General features: G+C 61.7%; 17 protein-coding genes. 15 read left to right on the top strand and 2 right to left on the bottom strand.

Translation table 11 applies throughout. The features are described from left to right. Nucleotides 1–297: 297 nt before the first annotated feature. From VFI82_13050 to VFI82_13005, 10 genes are all read left to right on the top strand, one after another. A complete protein-coding gene (locus VFI82_13050; protein HET7185610.1) occupies nucleotides 298–1,968 on the top strand; it encodes a hypothetical protein in 1,671 nt (556 codons plus the stop codon). A 62-nt stretch (nucleotides 1,969–2,030) separates the two neighbouring features. Then, complete coding sequence (locus tag VFI82_13045; protein HET7185609.1) at nucleotides 2,031–2,609, top strand: plastocyanin/azurin family copper-binding protein; 579 nt, start codon at nucleotides 2,031–2,033, stop codon at nucleotides 2,607–2,609. A gap of 24 nt (nucleotides 2,610–2,633) precedes the next feature. Next, nucleotides 2,634–4,595 (top strand): FAD-dependent oxidoreductase, encoded by a 1,962-nt coding sequence (locus VFI82_13040; protein HET7185608.1) that lies wholly within the window; start codon nucleotides 2,634–2,636, stop codon nucleotides 4,593–4,595. 9 nt (nucleotides 4,596–4,604) lie between these two features. Then, the gene (locus tag VFI82_13035; protein HET7185607.1) at nucleotides 4,605–5,084 is read left to right on the top strand and encodes a Rieske 2Fe-2S domain-containing protein; all 480 of its coding nucleotides are present in this window, start codon (nucleotides 4,605–4,607) and stop codon (nucleotides 5,082–5,084) included. 2 nt (nucleotides 5,085–5,086) lie between these two features. Further along, entirely contained in the window at nucleotides 5,087–5,839 is a 753-nt protein-coding gene (locus VFI82_13030; GenBank protein HET7185606.1) for a cytochrome b N-terminal domain-containing protein, read from the top strand. Next, entirely contained in the window at nucleotides 5,836–6,540 is a 705-nt protein-coding gene (locus VFI82_13025; protein HET7185605.1) for a hypothetical protein, read from the top strand. The genes VFI82_13030 and VFI82_13025 overlap by 4 nt, the downstream gene beginning before the upstream one ends. Nucleotide 6,541: 1 nt before the next feature. Beyond that, nucleotides 6,542–8,623, top strand: coding sequence for a c-type cytochrome (locus tag VFI82_13020; GenBank protein HET7185604.1), 2,082 nt, complete (start codon nucleotides 6,542–6,544; stop codon nucleotides 8,621–8,623). Beyond that, a complete protein-coding gene (locus VFI82_13015) occupies nucleotides 8,620–9,345 on the top strand; it encodes an Ig-like domain-containing protein (protein HET7185603.1) in 726 nt (241 codons plus the stop codon). Before VFI82_13020 ends, VFI82_13015 begins: the two co-directional genes overlap by 4 nt. Next, complete coding sequence (locus VFI82_13010) at nucleotides 9,332–10,582, top strand: hypothetical protein (protein HET7185602.1); 1,251 nt, start codon at nucleotides 9,332–9,334, stop codon at nucleotides 10,580–10,582. Before VFI82_13015 ends, VFI82_13010 begins: the two co-directional genes overlap by 14 nt. A 120-nt stretch (nucleotides 10,583–10,702) precedes the next feature. Continuing rightward, the gene (locus tag VFI82_13005; GenBank protein HET7185601.1) at nucleotides 10,703–10,957 is read left to right on the top strand and encodes a hypothetical protein; all 255 of its coding nucleotides are present in this window, start codon (nucleotides 10,703–10,705) and stop codon (nucleotides 10,955–10,957) included. 44 nt (nucleotides 10,958–11,001) lie between these two features. On the opposite strand, the gene VFI82_13000 is transcribed toward VFI82_13005, so the two are convergent. Then, the gene (locus VFI82_13000) at nucleotides 11,002–11,217 is read right to left on the bottom strand and encodes a hypothetical protein (protein HET7185600.1); all 216 of its coding nucleotides are present in this window, start codon (nucleotides 11,215–11,217) and stop codon (nucleotides 11,002–11,004) included. A gap of 71 nt (nucleotides 11,218–11,288) precedes the next feature. Further along, nucleotides 11,289–11,462: a hypothetical protein gene (locus VFI82_12995; protein ID HET7185599.1), complete on the bottom strand. Its 174-nt coding sequence runs from the start codon at nucleotides 11,460–11,462 to the stop codon at nucleotides 11,289–11,291. Here VFI82_12995 and VFI82_12990 point away from each other — a divergent pair. The 5 genes from VFI82_12990 to VFI82_12970 form a co-directional block, all read left to right on the top strand. Next, nucleotides 11,453–12,475 (top strand): zinc-binding dehydrogenase, encoded by a 1,023-nt coding sequence (locus VFI82_12990; protein ID HET7185598.1) that lies wholly within the window; start codon nucleotides 11,453–11,455, stop codon nucleotides 12,473–12,475. The genes VFI82_12995 and VFI82_12990 overlap by 10 nt on opposite strands. Beyond that, complete coding sequence (locus VFI82_12985; GenBank protein HET7185597.1) at nucleotides 12,472–13,164, top strand: hypothetical protein; 693 nt, start codon at nucleotides 12,472–12,474, stop codon at nucleotides 13,162–13,164. Before VFI82_12990 ends, VFI82_12985 begins: the two co-directional genes overlap by 4 nt. Nucleotides 13,165–13,239: 75 nt before the next feature. Beyond that, complete coding sequence (locus VFI82_12980; GenBank protein ID HET7185596.1) at nucleotides 13,240–13,806, top strand: NADH-quinone oxidoreductase subunit B family protein; 567 nt, start codon at nucleotides 13,240–13,242, stop codon at nucleotides 13,804–13,806. Between the two features lie 305 nt (nucleotides 13,807–14,111). Next, entirely contained in the window at nucleotides 14,112–15,287 is a 1,176-nt protein-coding gene (locus VFI82_12975) for a hypothetical protein (protein ID HET7185595.1), read from the top strand. Between the two features lie 172 nt (nucleotides 15,288–15,459). Next, nucleotides 15,460–16,600 (top strand): hypothetical protein (locus tag VFI82_12970; GenBank protein HET7185594.1); only part of this gene is annotated, 1,141 nt, incomplete at its 3' end.

The raw sequence follows: 16,600 nt of genomic DNA, 5'->3' as shown, positions 1-16,600 counted from the left end.
GTGAGCACGGCAATCCAAGGTACGGCTCCGCGCCAATGGCGCGATGGGCCGCTGCAACGGGGCCCCTAAGTCCGAGACAGAAATCACCGTCAACGAGTAACATGAACGCGCTGTGTCACAGCGCGAGGCGGGACCTGGGTCACACAAAGGTGTGACGGTTATCACAGCCTGAAGTGAGCTACTCGCCCGACACTGTGCACGCTGGTGGGGAAAAAGAATTCCACAAAACAATCGTTTCCAGACGTTTGGAGCCGTTCGACGTTCGAGCTGGCATACCGCGAAAAATGGAGGCGCTCAATGCGCAAAGGACCTTTGGCATTCCTTCTTGCGATCGTGTTTGCAGTTCTCGTAGTTGCGGCGCTGGTCACGCCGCCGAAGGCAAACGGCATTCCCGCCTTCGCGCGCAAGTACCAGACTTCGTGCACCACCTGTCACGACAACTTCCCGCACCTGAACGATTTCGGTAAAGCGTTCAAGGATGCGGGGTTCAAGTTTCCCAGCGATGACGAAACCTTCATTAAGGTTCCGCCGGTCCTGCTGGGCTCGCCGGCGCAGAAGGAACTGTGGCCGAAGACGGTATGGCCGGGGGTGATCCCGGGCATGCCGCCGATCGGGCTGCGGATGAACAACTTTTTCCAGGTGGTAGGGAAGAACCGCGGCAACTTCGCTGCGGTCCAAGGCTTGACCTCGCCAGCCGTCCCCGGGTTCGTACCGCGGACGGATTTCGAGCCCGGCCTGTTCAGCATTTTTACGGCAGGTAATTTCGGCAGCGATATCGCCTTCTGGGTGGACGACGACATCAGCGTCGCAGGCGCCAATGGAAACGGAGGCCTGGGCGACGGCTACCTGCGATTCGTCAACATCGGGCGCTTCCTGCATCTGCCCAAGGACGCCCTGAGCATGCGGGTCGGGCAGTTCGAACTCGAACTGCCGTTCTCGCAAGCGCGGAGTTGGAACATCAGCCCCTGGGATATCTACGGGCAGAGCGCGATCGGTTCTATCAATGCCAACGTCAATCAGCACAACGTCAACAACGGCGGCTTTGCGTTGGCCAATGCGGCGCAGGGCGTGGAGTTCAGCGGCGGACATCACTATGGCGGCTATCTCTGGGCGCTGGCATTCGTCAACCAGGCCACCGGATCGCAAACGATTGACGCCAGCGGGCTGGTTCCGTCCGCAACCGGAGCGAACAACGGGGGTTTGGGATTTATTTCCGACGCAAACTTCAAAGACATCTACGGACGCCTGGCTTACCGGTTCAACCTGGAACGCGATCGCGAAAGTCGGCGCGCAATCCAGGCGGCGGGAGCAATGGGGCCGCGCACGCACACCTATCTCACCGTCGGTAGCCTGTATTATTACGGCCGCTCAGTGCAGCGATTCGTCGGCGCCGATGCCAACGGCGCTGCAGTGGCGCTGACCGCACGCGAGCCTTTTTATAGGATCGGCGGCGACTTCGATTTCAATTACCGCAACTTCAACCTCTTCGGCCAGTATCTCTACGGGCGTGATCACAACCTCCTCCCATTCGACTCCACGGGAGCCTTGATTCCGCTGCCGGTGGAAACCGGTGTGTCGCCGGTGCCGGTTGGATTTGTCCGCAGCACGCCGGCTACATTCAGCGGCGGATTCTTGCAAGCCGACTACCTGCCCCTGCCCTGGATGATGCTGATCATGCGCTATGACGGCGTGAACTCCTGGGCCGACTTTGCCAATGGGCAGGAATCGATCACCGCCGGCGCGCTCGGCCAATCGGTGAATTTCTTCGGTCCCGCGCAACACACGCGCAACCGGTTCACGCCCGGCGTACAATTCCTGATCCACGCCAATATCAAAGCTTCGTTCGAATATCAGTTCCGTCCGCGCCAGCAGATCGCGGCCGGCACCAACCCGATCACCGGATTACCTGTCACTATCGCTCCGTTCCGCACCAACACTGCGACGGCGGGGCTGGAGTTCGTTTACTGAAGACGAAGGTGTGGCGCAAGTATGCGCCACGCCTTTGAGAAAATTCTGGAGGAATGGCATTTATGAAACGCATGGTTGCAGTTGTTCTGGCAGTTTTCATGGTTACCGCGGTCGCTCTTGCAGGCACGGTGAGCGGCAAAGTCAGCGGCGCCTCGGGCGTCTCGGTTGTCTACGTGGATACGATCGCCGGCAAGACGTTCCCCGCTCCGGAAAAGCACGTGTTGATCGATCAGAAAGGATTGTTGTTCCAGCCCCACGTCGCGGTCGTTCCGGTGGGAACCACGGTGGACTTCCTCAACAGCGACACCGTGGCACACAACGTGTTCTGGCCCAACGTAAGTGGGGACAAGAAGGCGGGCCATAACCTGGGAACCTGGCCCAAGGGCGAGAAGAAGTCCTTCAAGTTCGACAAGCCGGGCGTAGTGCCGCTGCTTTGCAACGTTCACCCGGAAATGTCCGGTTACGTGGTGGTGACCCCGACCCCGTATTACGCGGAAACCGACGCACAGGGCAATTACAAGATCGCCGAAGTGCCGGATGGTGATTACAAGCTGGTGGCCTGGCACGAAGGGACGAAACCGGGGAGCAAGCAGGTTGCGGTCAAAGGCGACACCAAGGCCGATCTGGCGGTAACGAAGTAATCAGGCAGAGGCGCGACGACAACCATGGAAAAGCGCTTCCGCGACAAGAAAGTTGACCGGGATTGGTTGAACACCAATTTCCCGTGCATGATGGCGTGCCCGGCGCATACCAACGCCGGGCGCTACGTCTCGCTGATTGCGGAAGGTCGTTTTGCCGAAGCGTACCAGGTCGCCCGCGACCCCAATCCGATGGCTTCCATCTGCGGCCGGGTCTGTGCGCACCCGTGCGAGACCGCGTGCCGGCGCGGCGAGATCGACAAGCCGATTGCGATCCGCGCCCTGAAACGCTTTCTCACCGAGCGCTACGGACCTGAGTCGCGGCATCGCAGCGAGTACGCGCCCGTGGCCGCCGAACCGAACGGGTTCAAGGTTGCCATTATCGGAAGCGGACCCGTCGGCTTGTCCGCCGCCCACGACCTGGCGCTGCTCGGCTACTCGGTCACGATCCTGGAAGCGGCGCAGGTACCGGGCGGAATGCTGTATCTCGGAATACCAGAATACCGGCTGCCGCGCGACGTGGTGGAAGCGCAGGTGCGCGAGATCCTGGAGACCGGCGACATCACCTTGAAACTGAATCATGCCGCGGGCCGCGACTTCACGGTCAGTGATTTGCGGCGCCAGGGTTTCGACGCGGTGCTGATTGCGGTGGGCGCGCACCGCAGCCGCGATCTCTCCATCCCCGGCGTGGATTTGGACGGCGTGCACAAGGGCATTGATTTCCTGCTCAACGTGAACCTGGGCTACAAATTCACGATCGGGAAAAAAGTGATTGTGGTGGGCGGCGGCAATGTCGCCATGGACGTCGCCCGTTCCGCCGCGCGCGAAGTGGTGAAGCAGCACGTCGAGGGTGAGATTGTCCCGTCCGACGACAACATCGCAGCGGTTGCGACGCGCGAGATGGTGGACGTCTCGCTGTCGGCGCTGCGCATGGGTGCGCACGAAGTGCATATCGTGTGCCTGGAAAAGCGCCACGAGATGCCGGCTGCGCTGGAAGAGATCGAGGAAGCCGAGTCGGAAGGCATCGTGATGCACCCGGGGTTTGGCCCCAAACGCATCCTGGGCCGGGACGGCAAAGTTGCCGGGCTGGAAACGCTGGATACCAAGTGGGTCTTCGACCAGAGCGGACGATTCAACCCGGCTTTCCTGGAAGGCAGCGAAAAGCAACTCGAGTGCGACACCCTGATCATGGCGATCGGGCAATCCGCCAACCTTGATTTCCTGCGCCCTGAAGACGGCGTGCAGACCTCGCCGCGCGGGCTGATCGCGGTCAACCGCGAAACGCTCATGACCAGTGCTTCCGGAGTCTTCGCGGGCGGCGATTGTGTTTTCGGCCCCCGGCTGATCATCGACAGCGTGGGCGACGGCAAGCGCGCGGCCATTGCGATTGACGAATTTCTGCGCGGCCGCAAACATCCCGAACCGGTGATCGAGGTCAGCATCCTCGACCGTCACCGCATGTTCGCCGACTTCATGGACATCCCCCGCCAGGCCGTGCCCATGCTGCCGCTGGAGCGCCGCACCGGCGTGACCGAAGTCGAGATTGGCTTCGATGAAGAATCGGCGATGGCCGAGGCGCGCCGCTGCCTACGCTGCTGGATCAATACCGTTTTCGATGGCAATGCGGAAGACGGCACCGAGTGCGTGCTGTGTGGCGGCTGCGTCGATGTTTGTCCGGAGAACTGCCTCAGCCTGGTGTCGCTCGACCGGATTGGTTTTGAGCCCGGCGCCCTGGAGATGCTCCGCGACAACGCGCAGGTTTTTGGCGTCGAGTTGAACGACATTGCCGCCGAGGAACTGGGCGTGATCGGCGGATCGGCAATGATCAAGGATGAGACCCGCTGTATCCGCTGCGGTTTGTGCGCGCTGCGCTGCCCGGCCAACACCATCACCATGGAAGCGTACCGGCTGGCGTCAGCGGAACCGAGCGGGCTGATTCCGCTGCAGGCGATGGACGTAAAGCCGGCCGCGGAAATGCCACGGAAGTGAAGGACAGTCATGGCTGAGAACGAAAAAATCAAAGAGGCAGGCCTCGATCGGCGGCAGTTCTTCATCAAGCTGGGACTGGGCTCGGTTGCCGTTGCCGCGGCGGGCACGGCAGCGTTCGCTTACCAGTTTTTATCGCCGAATGTACTTTACGAGCCATCGCCGGTGGTGAATGCCGGCAAGCCCGACCACTATCCGATGGACTCGGTCACGCTCGACCCGCAGACCGGTATTTTTGTCGTCAACAGCCCGCAGGGATTCTTCGCGCTGCAAGCCACGTGCACCCACCTGGGATGCCTCACCGCATGGAAGCCGGAGTTGGGAATCATCGCGTGCCCGTGCCACGGCAGCAAGTTCAAGCGCGATGGCACCAAGATCGAGGGGCCCGCGCCCAAGCCTCTGCCCTGGCTGCGGATGTGGCTCAGCGACGAAGGCGACCTGATGGTGGATCGCGCCGCGCTGCTGTCTTCGCGGCAGTTGGTGAAGGTCTAGCGATGGCAAAAACACTGGACGCCTACATCGAACAGCTACGCGGCAGCCGGGTGTGGCGCTCGATATTCCGCAGCGGCCGCGGCGGCACCCGGCTGCACGACGTGCTCGCCATCCAGCAGAACGTTTTCCTGCACCTGTTTTCGGCCAAGGCGCGGCGTCGCGCCATGGACTTCAGCGCCACCTGGTACCTGGGCGCGCTGACCTTCGGCACGTTCCTCATCCTCGTCATCACCGGCATTTTGCTGATGCTGTACTACCACCCGTCGGTGCCGCAGGCGTACGCCGACATGAAGGACCTGCAGTTCGTGGTTTCTTCGGGAGTGTTCCTGCGGAACCTGCACCGGTGGTCGGCGCACGCCATGGTCTTCCTGGTATTTGCGCACATGTTCAAGGTTTTCTACCGCGGCGCGTACCGTCCGCCGCGGGAATTCAATTGGGCAATCGGCGTGGTGCTGCTCCTTATCACCCTGCTGCTCAGCTACACCGGATATCTCTTGCCCTGGGACCAGCTCTCGTACTGGGCGGTCACGGTGGGCAGCAACATCGCGTCAGCGGTTCCAGTGATGGGAGCGAAGATCCGTTTCCTGATGCTCGGCGGCAACCTGGTGAATGCCAACGCGCTGCTGCGCTTTTATGTCCTGCACTGCGTGATCCTGCCGCTGACCGCAATCGCTTTTATCGCAGTTCACTTCTGGCGCATTCGCAAGGACGGGGGACTCTATCCCGGCACGCCAGCCAAGCCGGAGGCGAAATGAGCGACAAGGATTTCATCGCCGGCATGAACTCGGATGCGCGCAAGGCTCCGGTTCGCGTTGCCTTCGTTACGCGTCGCACATCGCCGGCGGTGGTAGTGCAGGACGAAGAACGCATGATGACCTATCCCAACGTCTTCTTCCGCGTTGCGGTGGCCGTCATGGCGGGCGCCGTTGTTCTGGTTTGGATGGCGCTGCTATGGGATGCACCCCTGGAACAACTTGCCGACCCCATGCACACTCCCAACCCGGCGAAAGCGCCGTGGTACTTCCTGGGATTGCAGGAATTGCTGCACTATTTCCCGCCGGTAGTGGCCGGCGTGCTGATTCCCACGCTCGTCGTCATCGCGCTCATCATCATTCCCTACTTCAACGTCAACATTGAGTCCGAAGGCTTGTGGTTACGCGACAAGAAGCGGCGGCTGCAGATCTTCGGCGTGGTGGTGGTTGCGTTCTCGATCTTCCTGATTGTGTTCGATGTTTTTGTGGCGCTGGCGCCGACGCTTGCGGTCGCGCTGTTCATGCTCGTGGCCGCCGAGGCCGCGCCCGATCCTCCTGACCGCTTCCGCCGGTGGCTGGTGGCCAGGCCGATCTCGTTCTGGATTATGACCTGGTTTCTCTGTGAACTAGTGGTGCTGACGGCGGTTGGAACCTTCTTCCGCGGCCCAGGATGGGCCTGGGTCTGGCCATGGAAGGGGTACTGAGATGAGGGTCCGGGAAAAGCTTGACGCAGTCCGGAGCTTCCTGTTTGCCGACAGCGCCCGCACCTTCGGCATCATCAGCGTGGTGTTCCTGGTCTCGCTCGCGATTGCTCCTGCCAAGAACCACTTCAGCGAATGGCGGCATTACCAGAAGCAATACGTAAAGCTGATCCGCACGCGCGCCGACGCGGTCACGCTGCAGCGGCACCTGAAAACCGGCATCCAGCAGATTTGGATTCCGGAACACGGCATCGTGGACCGCTGCACCACCTGCCACGTCGGGCTTCGCGAGGAGAGCCTTTCAACCGTCACGACGCAGCCCTTCCGCGCGCATCCTCCGATCCCGCACTCGCTGACCGACTTTGGGTGTTCCACATGCCATCGCGGACAGGGCGGAGCGACCACGCTGGAAGAAGCACACCGCAGCACGCTGGCATGGGAAGAACCGATCCTGCCCGCGCGCTACATCGAATCGTCCTGCGGGCAGTGCCACCTCGCCGACCTTCCCGGCACGCCACAACTCAATTATGGCCGCAAGCTTCTCGCGCGCGAAGGATGCGTCCGCTGCCACAACGTTCGGCAACCGGACGGAGTCGTCATGCAGGGAACCGATGATCCGCCGTCGCTGCAACACATCGCGCAGAAGACCACGCGGGAGTGGGTTTACGCCTGGATCAAGAATCCGCAGGCGTACTCCTCCACCGCTACCATGCCGAATTTCGGCCTCTCCGACGACGACTCGCGAGACATCACAGCGTTCCTGATGGCGCAGAGCACGCCGGTCGCGCTGCCCGGCCCTGAAAAAGCGACGTCTTCCACCACGGCCGCCGATCCGACCGCCGGTGCGTCTTTATATGGACAGTCGTTCTGCGCCTCCTGTCATGCAGTGCAGAATGCTGCCGGCAACATGGTAGGTGGGGACCTCGGCCCGGAACTGACCAAGATCGGGACCAAGGCCAAGCCGGAGTGGCTGGAAGCATGGCTGCGGAATCCGGGGGCTTACGATCCGGATACCAAGATGCCGCACTACCGTTTCACCGAGCAGCAGATCAAGACGGTCGCCGGATTCCTGGAAGCGAAGACGGATTCCGACCTGCTCGCCAACGTCCATCTGCCCGACAGCACGCCGCAGCAAATCGCGCACGGCAAGCAACTGGTGAACGAGTATGGTTGCGCGTCGTGCCACGAAATCAACGGCGTGCGCAAGCCGGACAATTTCGCGCCCGACCTCAGCCACGTCGGCAGCCGCTCCCTGGCGCAGTTGGTGTTTGCCCCCGGGGTGCCGCATACCTTGCCCGATTACATCGGCGCCAAGGTCCGCGATCCGCGCGCCTTCGGGGCCAGCCTGAAGATGCCGAAGTTCACCCTGACGCAACAGCAGGCAGACGCGATAACAACGGCGCTGCTCGCGCTCTCGGATCGAGCGCAGTCGCAATCGCCACGGATCGCCACGCATCGCGAGTCCGATTACCAGCCCGGCGGACATGCCGGGCAACTGATTCGTGACTTGCGCTGTTTCAGTTGTCACGCCATCAATGGCCGCGGCGGCGACATGGCCCCCGACCTCTCCTGGGAAGGCAGCTCGGTGCAGGCAAAATGGCTGGCGGATTTCCTTCGCAACCCGAACACGCTGCGCCCGGCGCTGATCCGGCGCATGCCCAAGTTCAATCTCAGCGACGCGGAGATCAAGGAACTCACGGACTACATCATGACCGTGTACCAGACGCCGGCATTCGAGAGTGACTCGATGCCGGCCAGCTATCCGCCCGCCGAGGTCGACCGCGGGCGCCAAGTCTTCTACTCCAAGTACGCCTGCTCTTCCTGCCATATCGTGGATCCGGCGAAAGACAAGGGGTACATCGGCCCAACGCTGACGCAGGTGGGCTCGCGTTTGACGCCGGCTTGGATCTATCACTGGCTGAAAAATCCGCAGGAACTGCGCCCGGGTACGATCGAGCCCAACCAGCACATCAGCAACGATGATGCGCGCGCCTTGACTGCGTACCTGGTTTCGCTGAAGGGACAGTCGCCGAAAACGAAAACTGCCGGCCGGCGTCGTGAGTCACAGCAAGAGGTGGGACGATGAAGCGCCGTGCTCTCATTCTGCTCATCGTCGCGCTGTTGACCGGGTGCACGCGCAAGAACGCGAAGACTGCCGCGCCTGCGGCGACCGCCTACGGCGCCGCGATCACCGAAGTCAGCGGCGGCAAGCAAATTGCCGCAGCCGGCGCGGTGCTCGAGCAGCCGCTTGTAGTCCAGGTCAACGACGCACAGGGGAACGGGGTCGCCGGGGCTTACGTTGAATTGCACGCTCCCGCGGGCGTGGTACTCGAACCCGCCGCGGGTATCACCGATTCCAGCGGGCAATTCACCGTTAAGGTCATGCTCGGCGGGACCGCGGGGCGATACCAGATCACCGCCCTTACGCGCGACAAAGGCGGCAAGAGCTACGACCTTAAGCTGGAGGAGATTGCGCTTGACTACCAGCAGGTGCTGGGCCGGCAAATTAACCGGCAATACTGCTCGCGCTGCCACGATCCCGAGTCCACGCCCGAGCGTGTCTCGAACATGGACAACCTCGTTACCAAGCCGCACGCGTTTGCCGACGGTGAAACGCTGAACAAGATCAGCGATGCCGACCTCACCGCCATCATCACCCACGGCGGCGCGGCGCTGAACAAGTCAGCCGAGATGCCGCCCTACGGCTACACCTTGACCAAGAATGATATCCAGGCCCTGCTTTCCTTTATCCGCGCTGTCGCCGATCCGCCGTACCCGGCAAAAGGAGTTGTCTATGCGCAAAATTAGCCTCGCTCTAATAGTGTTCTTCGTCATGGGATCGATGTTGGCAAGCGCCCAGGTGCTCACCCCGGGTGAGATCGGCGATGAGACCCAGCGCGCCCTGCAGGAAAAGAACTACGACCGGCTCCGGCAGTTTGGCGACGAGGCGCGGGCGCACAAGTTTCCCTATGCGTTCTACTTCAGCCGCGTTCTCGATATTGAGCAGGCGCAGCAGTCCGCCGCCGACCAGCGCTCGATTCGCTTCGACAGCTACAACGGCAAGGTCGTGCTGGAAATTACCGGGAACTACTACGCGTCGTATTCCTCGCAGTTGATGGACTACAACCACCGCGTGCGGCAGGATTTCAGCGATGTCGTGCTGCCGCTGCTGAAAATGGCGGCGCCGCGTTTTGCCAAGGTCGAAGGCTTCCAATCCTACGCGTTTGAAATCGCGCACCACGTTCGCCACAAGGTGCTGGGAGTGGATGCCGAAAGGCCGGAGAATGTGCTGTTCGTATTTCCTCGGGAGGCGGCGGAGCGGCTAGTCACCGCCACCTCGGCAGCGCAGCAGCAGGCCGCTGTTCTTGACAGCGAGATCCTGGTCGATGGCGACCGCTTCTCAATGTGGCTGACCGGAGATCCGCCGGCAGGATCCGAACGTCCGCGGAAAATCGTGAAGCGGCAGCCGCGAACGGAAGCGGCCGGACTGCAGGCTTCGGCAGCCGCGGAGCCCATTGATCCCACCGTCAGCCTGAAGTTGCTCGGCTTCAAGGAACCGCCGCCGCGCATCGTTACCGACAAGACGCTCGGCCTGTTAGAGGTGGAACACGATGCGACCATCAAGCGGCTGGTGCATGAACTGGGCGCGCAGGCGAACTTTGTGTCTTACATATCACCGAGCTTTATCCTGTTTCGCAACGGCGCGTACTTGCAGCTACCGTTGAACTCGACGCTGAGCGCGTCCATGGCCGGCAGTTCCCGCTACAAGCTGGCGTCCCTCGCCTTTGACGATCACGTAGCGCACCTGGTGCGGCCTGTGCTGGCTTATTTTCCGAAAGACCCGGACTTCGAGGGAATGGATTTCTCGACATCCGTGAAGTTTTCGGATACAGCCAGCCCGCTCGCGGTTGAGTTCATCCTGCCCACCAAGGCGCTGCGCTGCTACGCGGCCTTCGACTGCACCGGTCAGCAGTTGATCAACGCCGGCATCGTTCTGATCAATGGAGATCGCGTAACCCTGGACCTTCAAGTCGCCGAGAAATAACTGCCCTTCCGCGCAGGCAGGCAGCGGAGCGTTACCTCCGTGCACCACCGATTACGCCGGTTATCTGGCTCGCGCGTTCGGTTCGCGTTTCAATCAGCATAGCAAGCGGGGAAAATGTCTATGCGCGATGATGAACGCGAGGAACAGTGCGATCGAGACACTCTTTGGCGTATTGAGGTCGAGTTGCCGGAACCCATGGTCCGCAACTTCCGCCAATGGTGGGAGGCACAGGGTTGGTGGAGTTTCCGCGCCTGGCACGAGCAACAATTGAACGCTGACTCGGAATGGGAAAACTTCATGCGTCAACTGCACGGCGAATCGCCGGCAAAAAAGCGTCCCCGAATCTGCGACCCGTTGAATCCGTTGTCCGACTGACGGCCACCGTCAGCATCTTTCATCACTGCCGGCGCTATCCTTGTTCAGTTTTCCGATTTCAAACTTGTAAACACGGGCAGACATATTCCGTATTGGTAGCGCTGGTTGTCCACCCGGCGAACGTACAGCTCGTCACCGTTGATCCGGTCCGCCACCATGGAACGATTCCGTTTGAGTTTTTGAAGCTGGACTTGCTGGCTCTTAGGAAGGTCCTGCAGAGTCCAGCGGTGCGGGGACCACGCGATCTTGTCTTCGGACATGGCTATGGGTCCTCCGTCAGGCGAGTACGCTAATTTGGTTGGACTTGCGATCAAGCAAGTAAGCCGCCACTCTAAATGTGCTGTGTCGTCCAGACCGTGACCAGGGTCACGATTTGCGGTGACAAATCATCGACAAAATCCACAACACTGGGAAACACCGACCCGCACTTGCCGGCGGCGCCGTTGTGATACCTTGGTTCGTTTTCTAAACCGTTTTCCGCCTGGAAGCGCGCGCATGAAAGCAAGTCGGTTTCACGAGTTCGGCGGCCCGGAAGTACTTCGCTACCAGGACGTTCCCGATCCGCAGATCCGCAAGGACCAGGTGCTGGTGCGGGTGCGCGCCTGCGCCATGAACCATCTCGACGTCTGGGTGCGCAAGGGACTGCCCGGGGTCAAGCTGCCGCATATTCCGGGCAGCGACGTGGCCGGCGAAGTCGTCGAGGTCGGTGAGTACGTCGCCGGGGTGCAGAAGGGACAGCGCGTCATCGTTGCGCCGATGGTGTTCTGCGGACACTGCCGCTTCTGCGTTTCCGGCATGCAGAACCTGTGCCGCGAGTTCACCGTGCTCGGCAACGGCGTGGACGGCGGCAACTGCGAATTGCTGGCAACGCGCCCTGATTGCGTGATCCCCATTCCCGACTCCCTTAGCTTCGAAGAAGCCTCCGCCGTGCCGCTGGTGGGAGTTACGGCCTGGCACATGATGGTGACGCGGGCACAAATTCGGCCTGGACAAAACGTGCTGGTGCTCGGCGCCAACTCGGGCGTCGGCATGGCGGCCATCCAGATCGGAAAATTGTTCAACGCGCGCGTGATCGCCACCGCCGGCGACGAGCACAAGATGCAGCGTGCCCGCGAACTCGGCGCCGACGAGGTCATCAACCACTACACCCAGAAAATTTCCGACGAGGTCAAGCGCATCACCGCCAAGGAAATGTGCGACATCGTCATCGAGCACGTTGGACAGGCCACCTGGGCCGAGAGCATGAAGTCGCTGAAGCCCGCCGGCGTCATCGTCACGTGCGGGGCCACCAGCGGCCCCAAGGCCGAGTTCGACCTGCGCGTCCTGTTCGCCAAGCAGCTCTCTTTCCTCGGTTCCTACATGGGCACGATGGGCGAGCTGCACGAGGTGCTCAGGCACGTCTTCAGCGGCAAGGTGAAAGGCGTAGTGGACTCCACCTTTTCGCTCCCGGAGGCGCGCGCCGCGCATGAAAAAATGGAAAAGAGCCAGATGTTCGGGAAAATCGTTCTCCAGCCATGAAAGCGGCCGTCGCCTCAGTCGTGCTCGCCGGTCTGCTGTCGCTCGCGCCGGTTCAGACTGCTGAAGCCGCGGACAGGACTGCCTCGCCAATTTTTCCCATGAACAAGGGGGCGACCTGGACCTACCGTGCCCACGTCAAATGGGAAAAAGGCGAGCAGGATATTCACTGGACCATGACGGTCACCGATTCCTTCGAGAGCCCGCAGATTTCCGCGGCGCTGCTCCGCGGCGGTCCCTGGGACCTCGCCTTCTACCAACCGCACGTCCGCGCCGCCCAGTATCTGGTGGTCCGCCTGGCCACCACTTATTACCTGGTAAAGGATGGCGCCACCGACACTTTCTCCGAGATCGCCGCCGGCAGCGCGCGCGACATGCAGAACCGGCTCTCCGACGACCTCTGGTTTCGCCTGCCCCTGCATGAGAACGACGTGTTCTGCTCTCCCGACAGGGAACCGGGATCTTTCATGAACTGCTGGGCGACCGAGAGCATCGCTACCAATCAGACGCTCAAGATCGGCAAGGTTACCGTCCAGGGAGTCGATAGCTATCAACTGCTGTTCCGCAGCAACCCGGACCACGAAATGGTGACGCTGGTGCCCGGCATCGGCATCACCGCCTGGGAATACATGCACCACGGCACGACCTCGCAGGCGAACCTGCGTCTCATCGAATTTCGCAGTGGAGAATAGCCGCGACGCCGCTCGGCCCGAGTCTCTCCAGCGCATCTGGCATCCAATGCAACAGGTGGGTAGAATGGTGCAGTGATGAACGGCGAAGAGCGCTTCGAAAATCTCGAGGGCAGCCACCAGCACGACGCCAAGGGCGTCATCCGCGAGGTCACCTTCGGCGATCCTCAGGCCGAGGGCATTGTCATGACCACGCTCGATAACGCCGTGAACTGGGTGCGCAAGAACTCGCTCTGGCCCATGACCTTCGGCCTCGCCTGCTGCGCCATCGAGATGATTTCGATGGGTGCTGCCCGCTTCGACATCGCGCGCTTCGGCGCCGAGGTCTTCCGCCCCTCGCCCCGCCAGTCCGACCTGATGATTATCGCCGGACGCGTCTCGCAGAAGATGGCGCCCGTCATCCGCCAACTCTGGGAGCAGATGCCCGAACCTAAGTGGGTGATCTCCATGGGCGCCTGTGCAACTTCCGGCGGCGTCTTCAACAATTACGCGCTGGTGCAGGGCGTTAACCAGGTCATCCCCATCGACGTGTACGTCCCCGGCTGCCCGCCGCGTCCCGAGCAGCTCATCTACGCCATCACCCTGCTGCAGGAAAAAATCCAGAAGGAACGCGGCAGCTTCAAGAACGCACTCAACCTGGGCTGAAGGTCGATGGTGAGGCGCGCATGGGGGCAATCATCTTTCCCTCAGGGGCTAAAGCCCTCATCATTGACGGCTCTGGGCGGCACGGCTGAAGCCGTGCCCTACCCAAAACCAGTTCTGAGATAACCTGTCGTGGTTAGTGAACAGAGCCAGACGAGCAGCAACCACTAACTCCTAACCAGTAGCTCCTAAACAGGCTATGTTGATGATGTGGCATTCCTGGGGCAATACTAGCCACAATCCATTTCTCCAAGGGCAGCAGTTCACCCTTTCCCCGCATCCCAACCATCTGGACAACGGGTCCTATCATGCGCATATACAGGCTGTTTCTCGTTCCCCTCATCCTGGCAAGCTTCGCCGTGGCCCAAAGCGCGGGCACTTCCACCGGCACCATCTCCAGCCCGCAGCCGTCAACCGCCCTGCAGCCCGGCATTACGGCGCCGGTCACGGCCACGCCGGAGCCGGTCGTCAAACCCGCGCCCTCGACGACGCGCGAGGCTGACATCAAGCCGCAGCCCAACGTCAACCTGCAGGTGCCGCTGCCGGCGCGCGCGCTGGTGCGCCGCGTCGCCATGATCGACATTCCCGGGCGTCCCGGCTTTAAGGACCTGGTGTTTACCAACGGCAACCTGGTGATCGCCCATCCGGCGGCATCCACGGTGGACGTGTTCAGTGTTCCCAAGCGCCGCATGATTGCCGAGGTCAAGGACATGAAGGGCGCCAGCGGCGTCGCCGCCGACGAGTCTGGCGCGCGCGTCTTTGTTGCCAACAGCGACGCCAATGAGATTGCGGTGATATCTACAAAAACCTGGCAGGTGGAGAGCCGCATTCCGCTGAAGTCTTCGCCGGATGCGCTGCTCTACATTCCGGAACTCGGCCGGCTCTATGCCAGCAACTGGCGCGACCAGGCAATCACAATCATTGACGCACGCCAGGGCGGCGTTGTCGGAAGCGTGGTCGTGGGGGCGCGGCCCGAATACCTGGCTTACGATCCCGCCACCCGCCAGATTTTTGTTTCGCTGGAAGACACGCGCGAGATCGCCGTACTCGATGCCGAGCTGAAACTGATCCGACGTTATCCGCTCACCGCGTCAATGCCCACGGGACTGGCGCTGGATGCGAAGGGACGCCGGCTCTACGTTGCGGTTCGCCATGCCGTGGTTGAACTGGACGCCGATTCCGGCCGCGAGATTCGCCGCGTGGCCGCCCCGGACGGGATCGACATGCTCCAGCTCGACGCCTCCAGTGGCACCCTCTACGGCGCCGCCGCCGACGGCACCATCATGCTGATGAAGGCGGGGAACGGCATTTTCCAGGCGCAGCGCGAGTACACGACCGACGTACACGGTCACACCCTCGCCTTCGATCCAGCCAAGAAGATGATCTATCTCGCGGGCGGACGCGACGGCCGCTCCAAGCTCCTTATCCTGCGCCGCGTCGAAGCCAACGAGCCACCAACCAGCCCGCAAGTTGCAAGGAAGTGAGAAGCGCCGATCAGAAGCAGTCCGTCAGGGCGGCAGTCCATAGCCCGCATGCCGGTCACCAGCATCAGCTCTCCCCCGAGAAGCTCAACCATTGGTTAACTACTTAGACAACATCCTAGTCGCCCGGTGAATCTCCTCTGGATGCAAGCCCCTGGCAAGCAGGAGAGTACCAATGCGACGGCCGCCATTCATCCTGGCGATCCCACTGCTGCTCATCGCGGTCATTCTTGTCGGCTGTGGCGGAAACGCCAGCCCCGCAACCTCTTCGACTACGCCAACCCCGACGACACCGACATCACCCAGTCCGCCCAGCGGTGGCTCGGGCGGTAGCAGCGGGGCCTCGCCCTCCGCCCAGTACGTGTATGTCAGCGGCATCCTGAGCGATAACGTTTGGGCATATCGCGCCGACACCAACACCGGTGCACTCACTCTGGTTTCCGGATCACCGTTCAGTCCATCGTCCAACACGACCGCGCACATGCTGTGCGACAAGTGGTGTGGAGCGACGAATCGCTGGTTGACAGCTGATCCGCTCGGCAAGTTCTTGTTCGAAGACGCCGTCCTTGCCGGCGGTGGAGCCCTGTTCTCCTTTACCGTCGATCCCGCAACCGGCGCGCTAACCCAGGACGACGCGATCGCGGGGTTCACCGGCTTCCTGCAACAGATCGACCCGCAGGGGAGATTCCTCGTCCGCGATCTGGGTGGTCCGAACCAAACCACTCTGATGAACGTGATCGCCATTGATCGCTCGACCGGCCACCTCACGCAGGCCCCCGGGTCGCCCTACACCATCCCGACCAGCGGCAGCAGCAGCACCAGCACCTATGGCCCGGCCGTCAGCGCCAATCACGTCTACGACGACGTATCGGAGCGGAACGGCGGCCATTCCAGCATCTACGGCTTCAATGTCGGTGCGAACCTGACGCTGACCTCCGCGCCGCTCTCCCCGTACGACTCCGGCAACCTGTCCTCCTTCATCACCATGCATCCCTCCGGGAAACGGGTGTATGCGGCCTCGGTGACGTTCGTGAACACCGTCGGTGTCGCGCAATTTCAGCAGTACGTGGTGAACGCAGATGGCTCGCTAACCAAAACCGGCAACCCGGTGGTAACCAACTCGACCGGTGGCGGCTTCCTCATGTTCACGCCGGATGGAAAGTTCGCGCTCATAGGCGACGCCGCTACGCCGCCGTCCCCCGGGGTATCGAATGGCGGAGGAATTTCGGTGTACGCAGTTGACCAGAACACGGGTGCGTTGACCAAGGTCGCGTTTCACCCGGAACTCGGCGGCCAGCTGGCGTTCGATGCAACCG

The organism is Terriglobales bacterium, assembly GCA_035691485.1.
In the GTDB taxonomy this organism is placed as follows: Bacteria; Acidobacteriota; Terriglobia; order Terriglobales; family Acidobacteriaceae; genus JAIQGF01.
The sequence above is the reverse complement of the archived record's forward strand: the minus strand, read 5'-3'. Positions and strand labels throughout refer to the sequence as shown.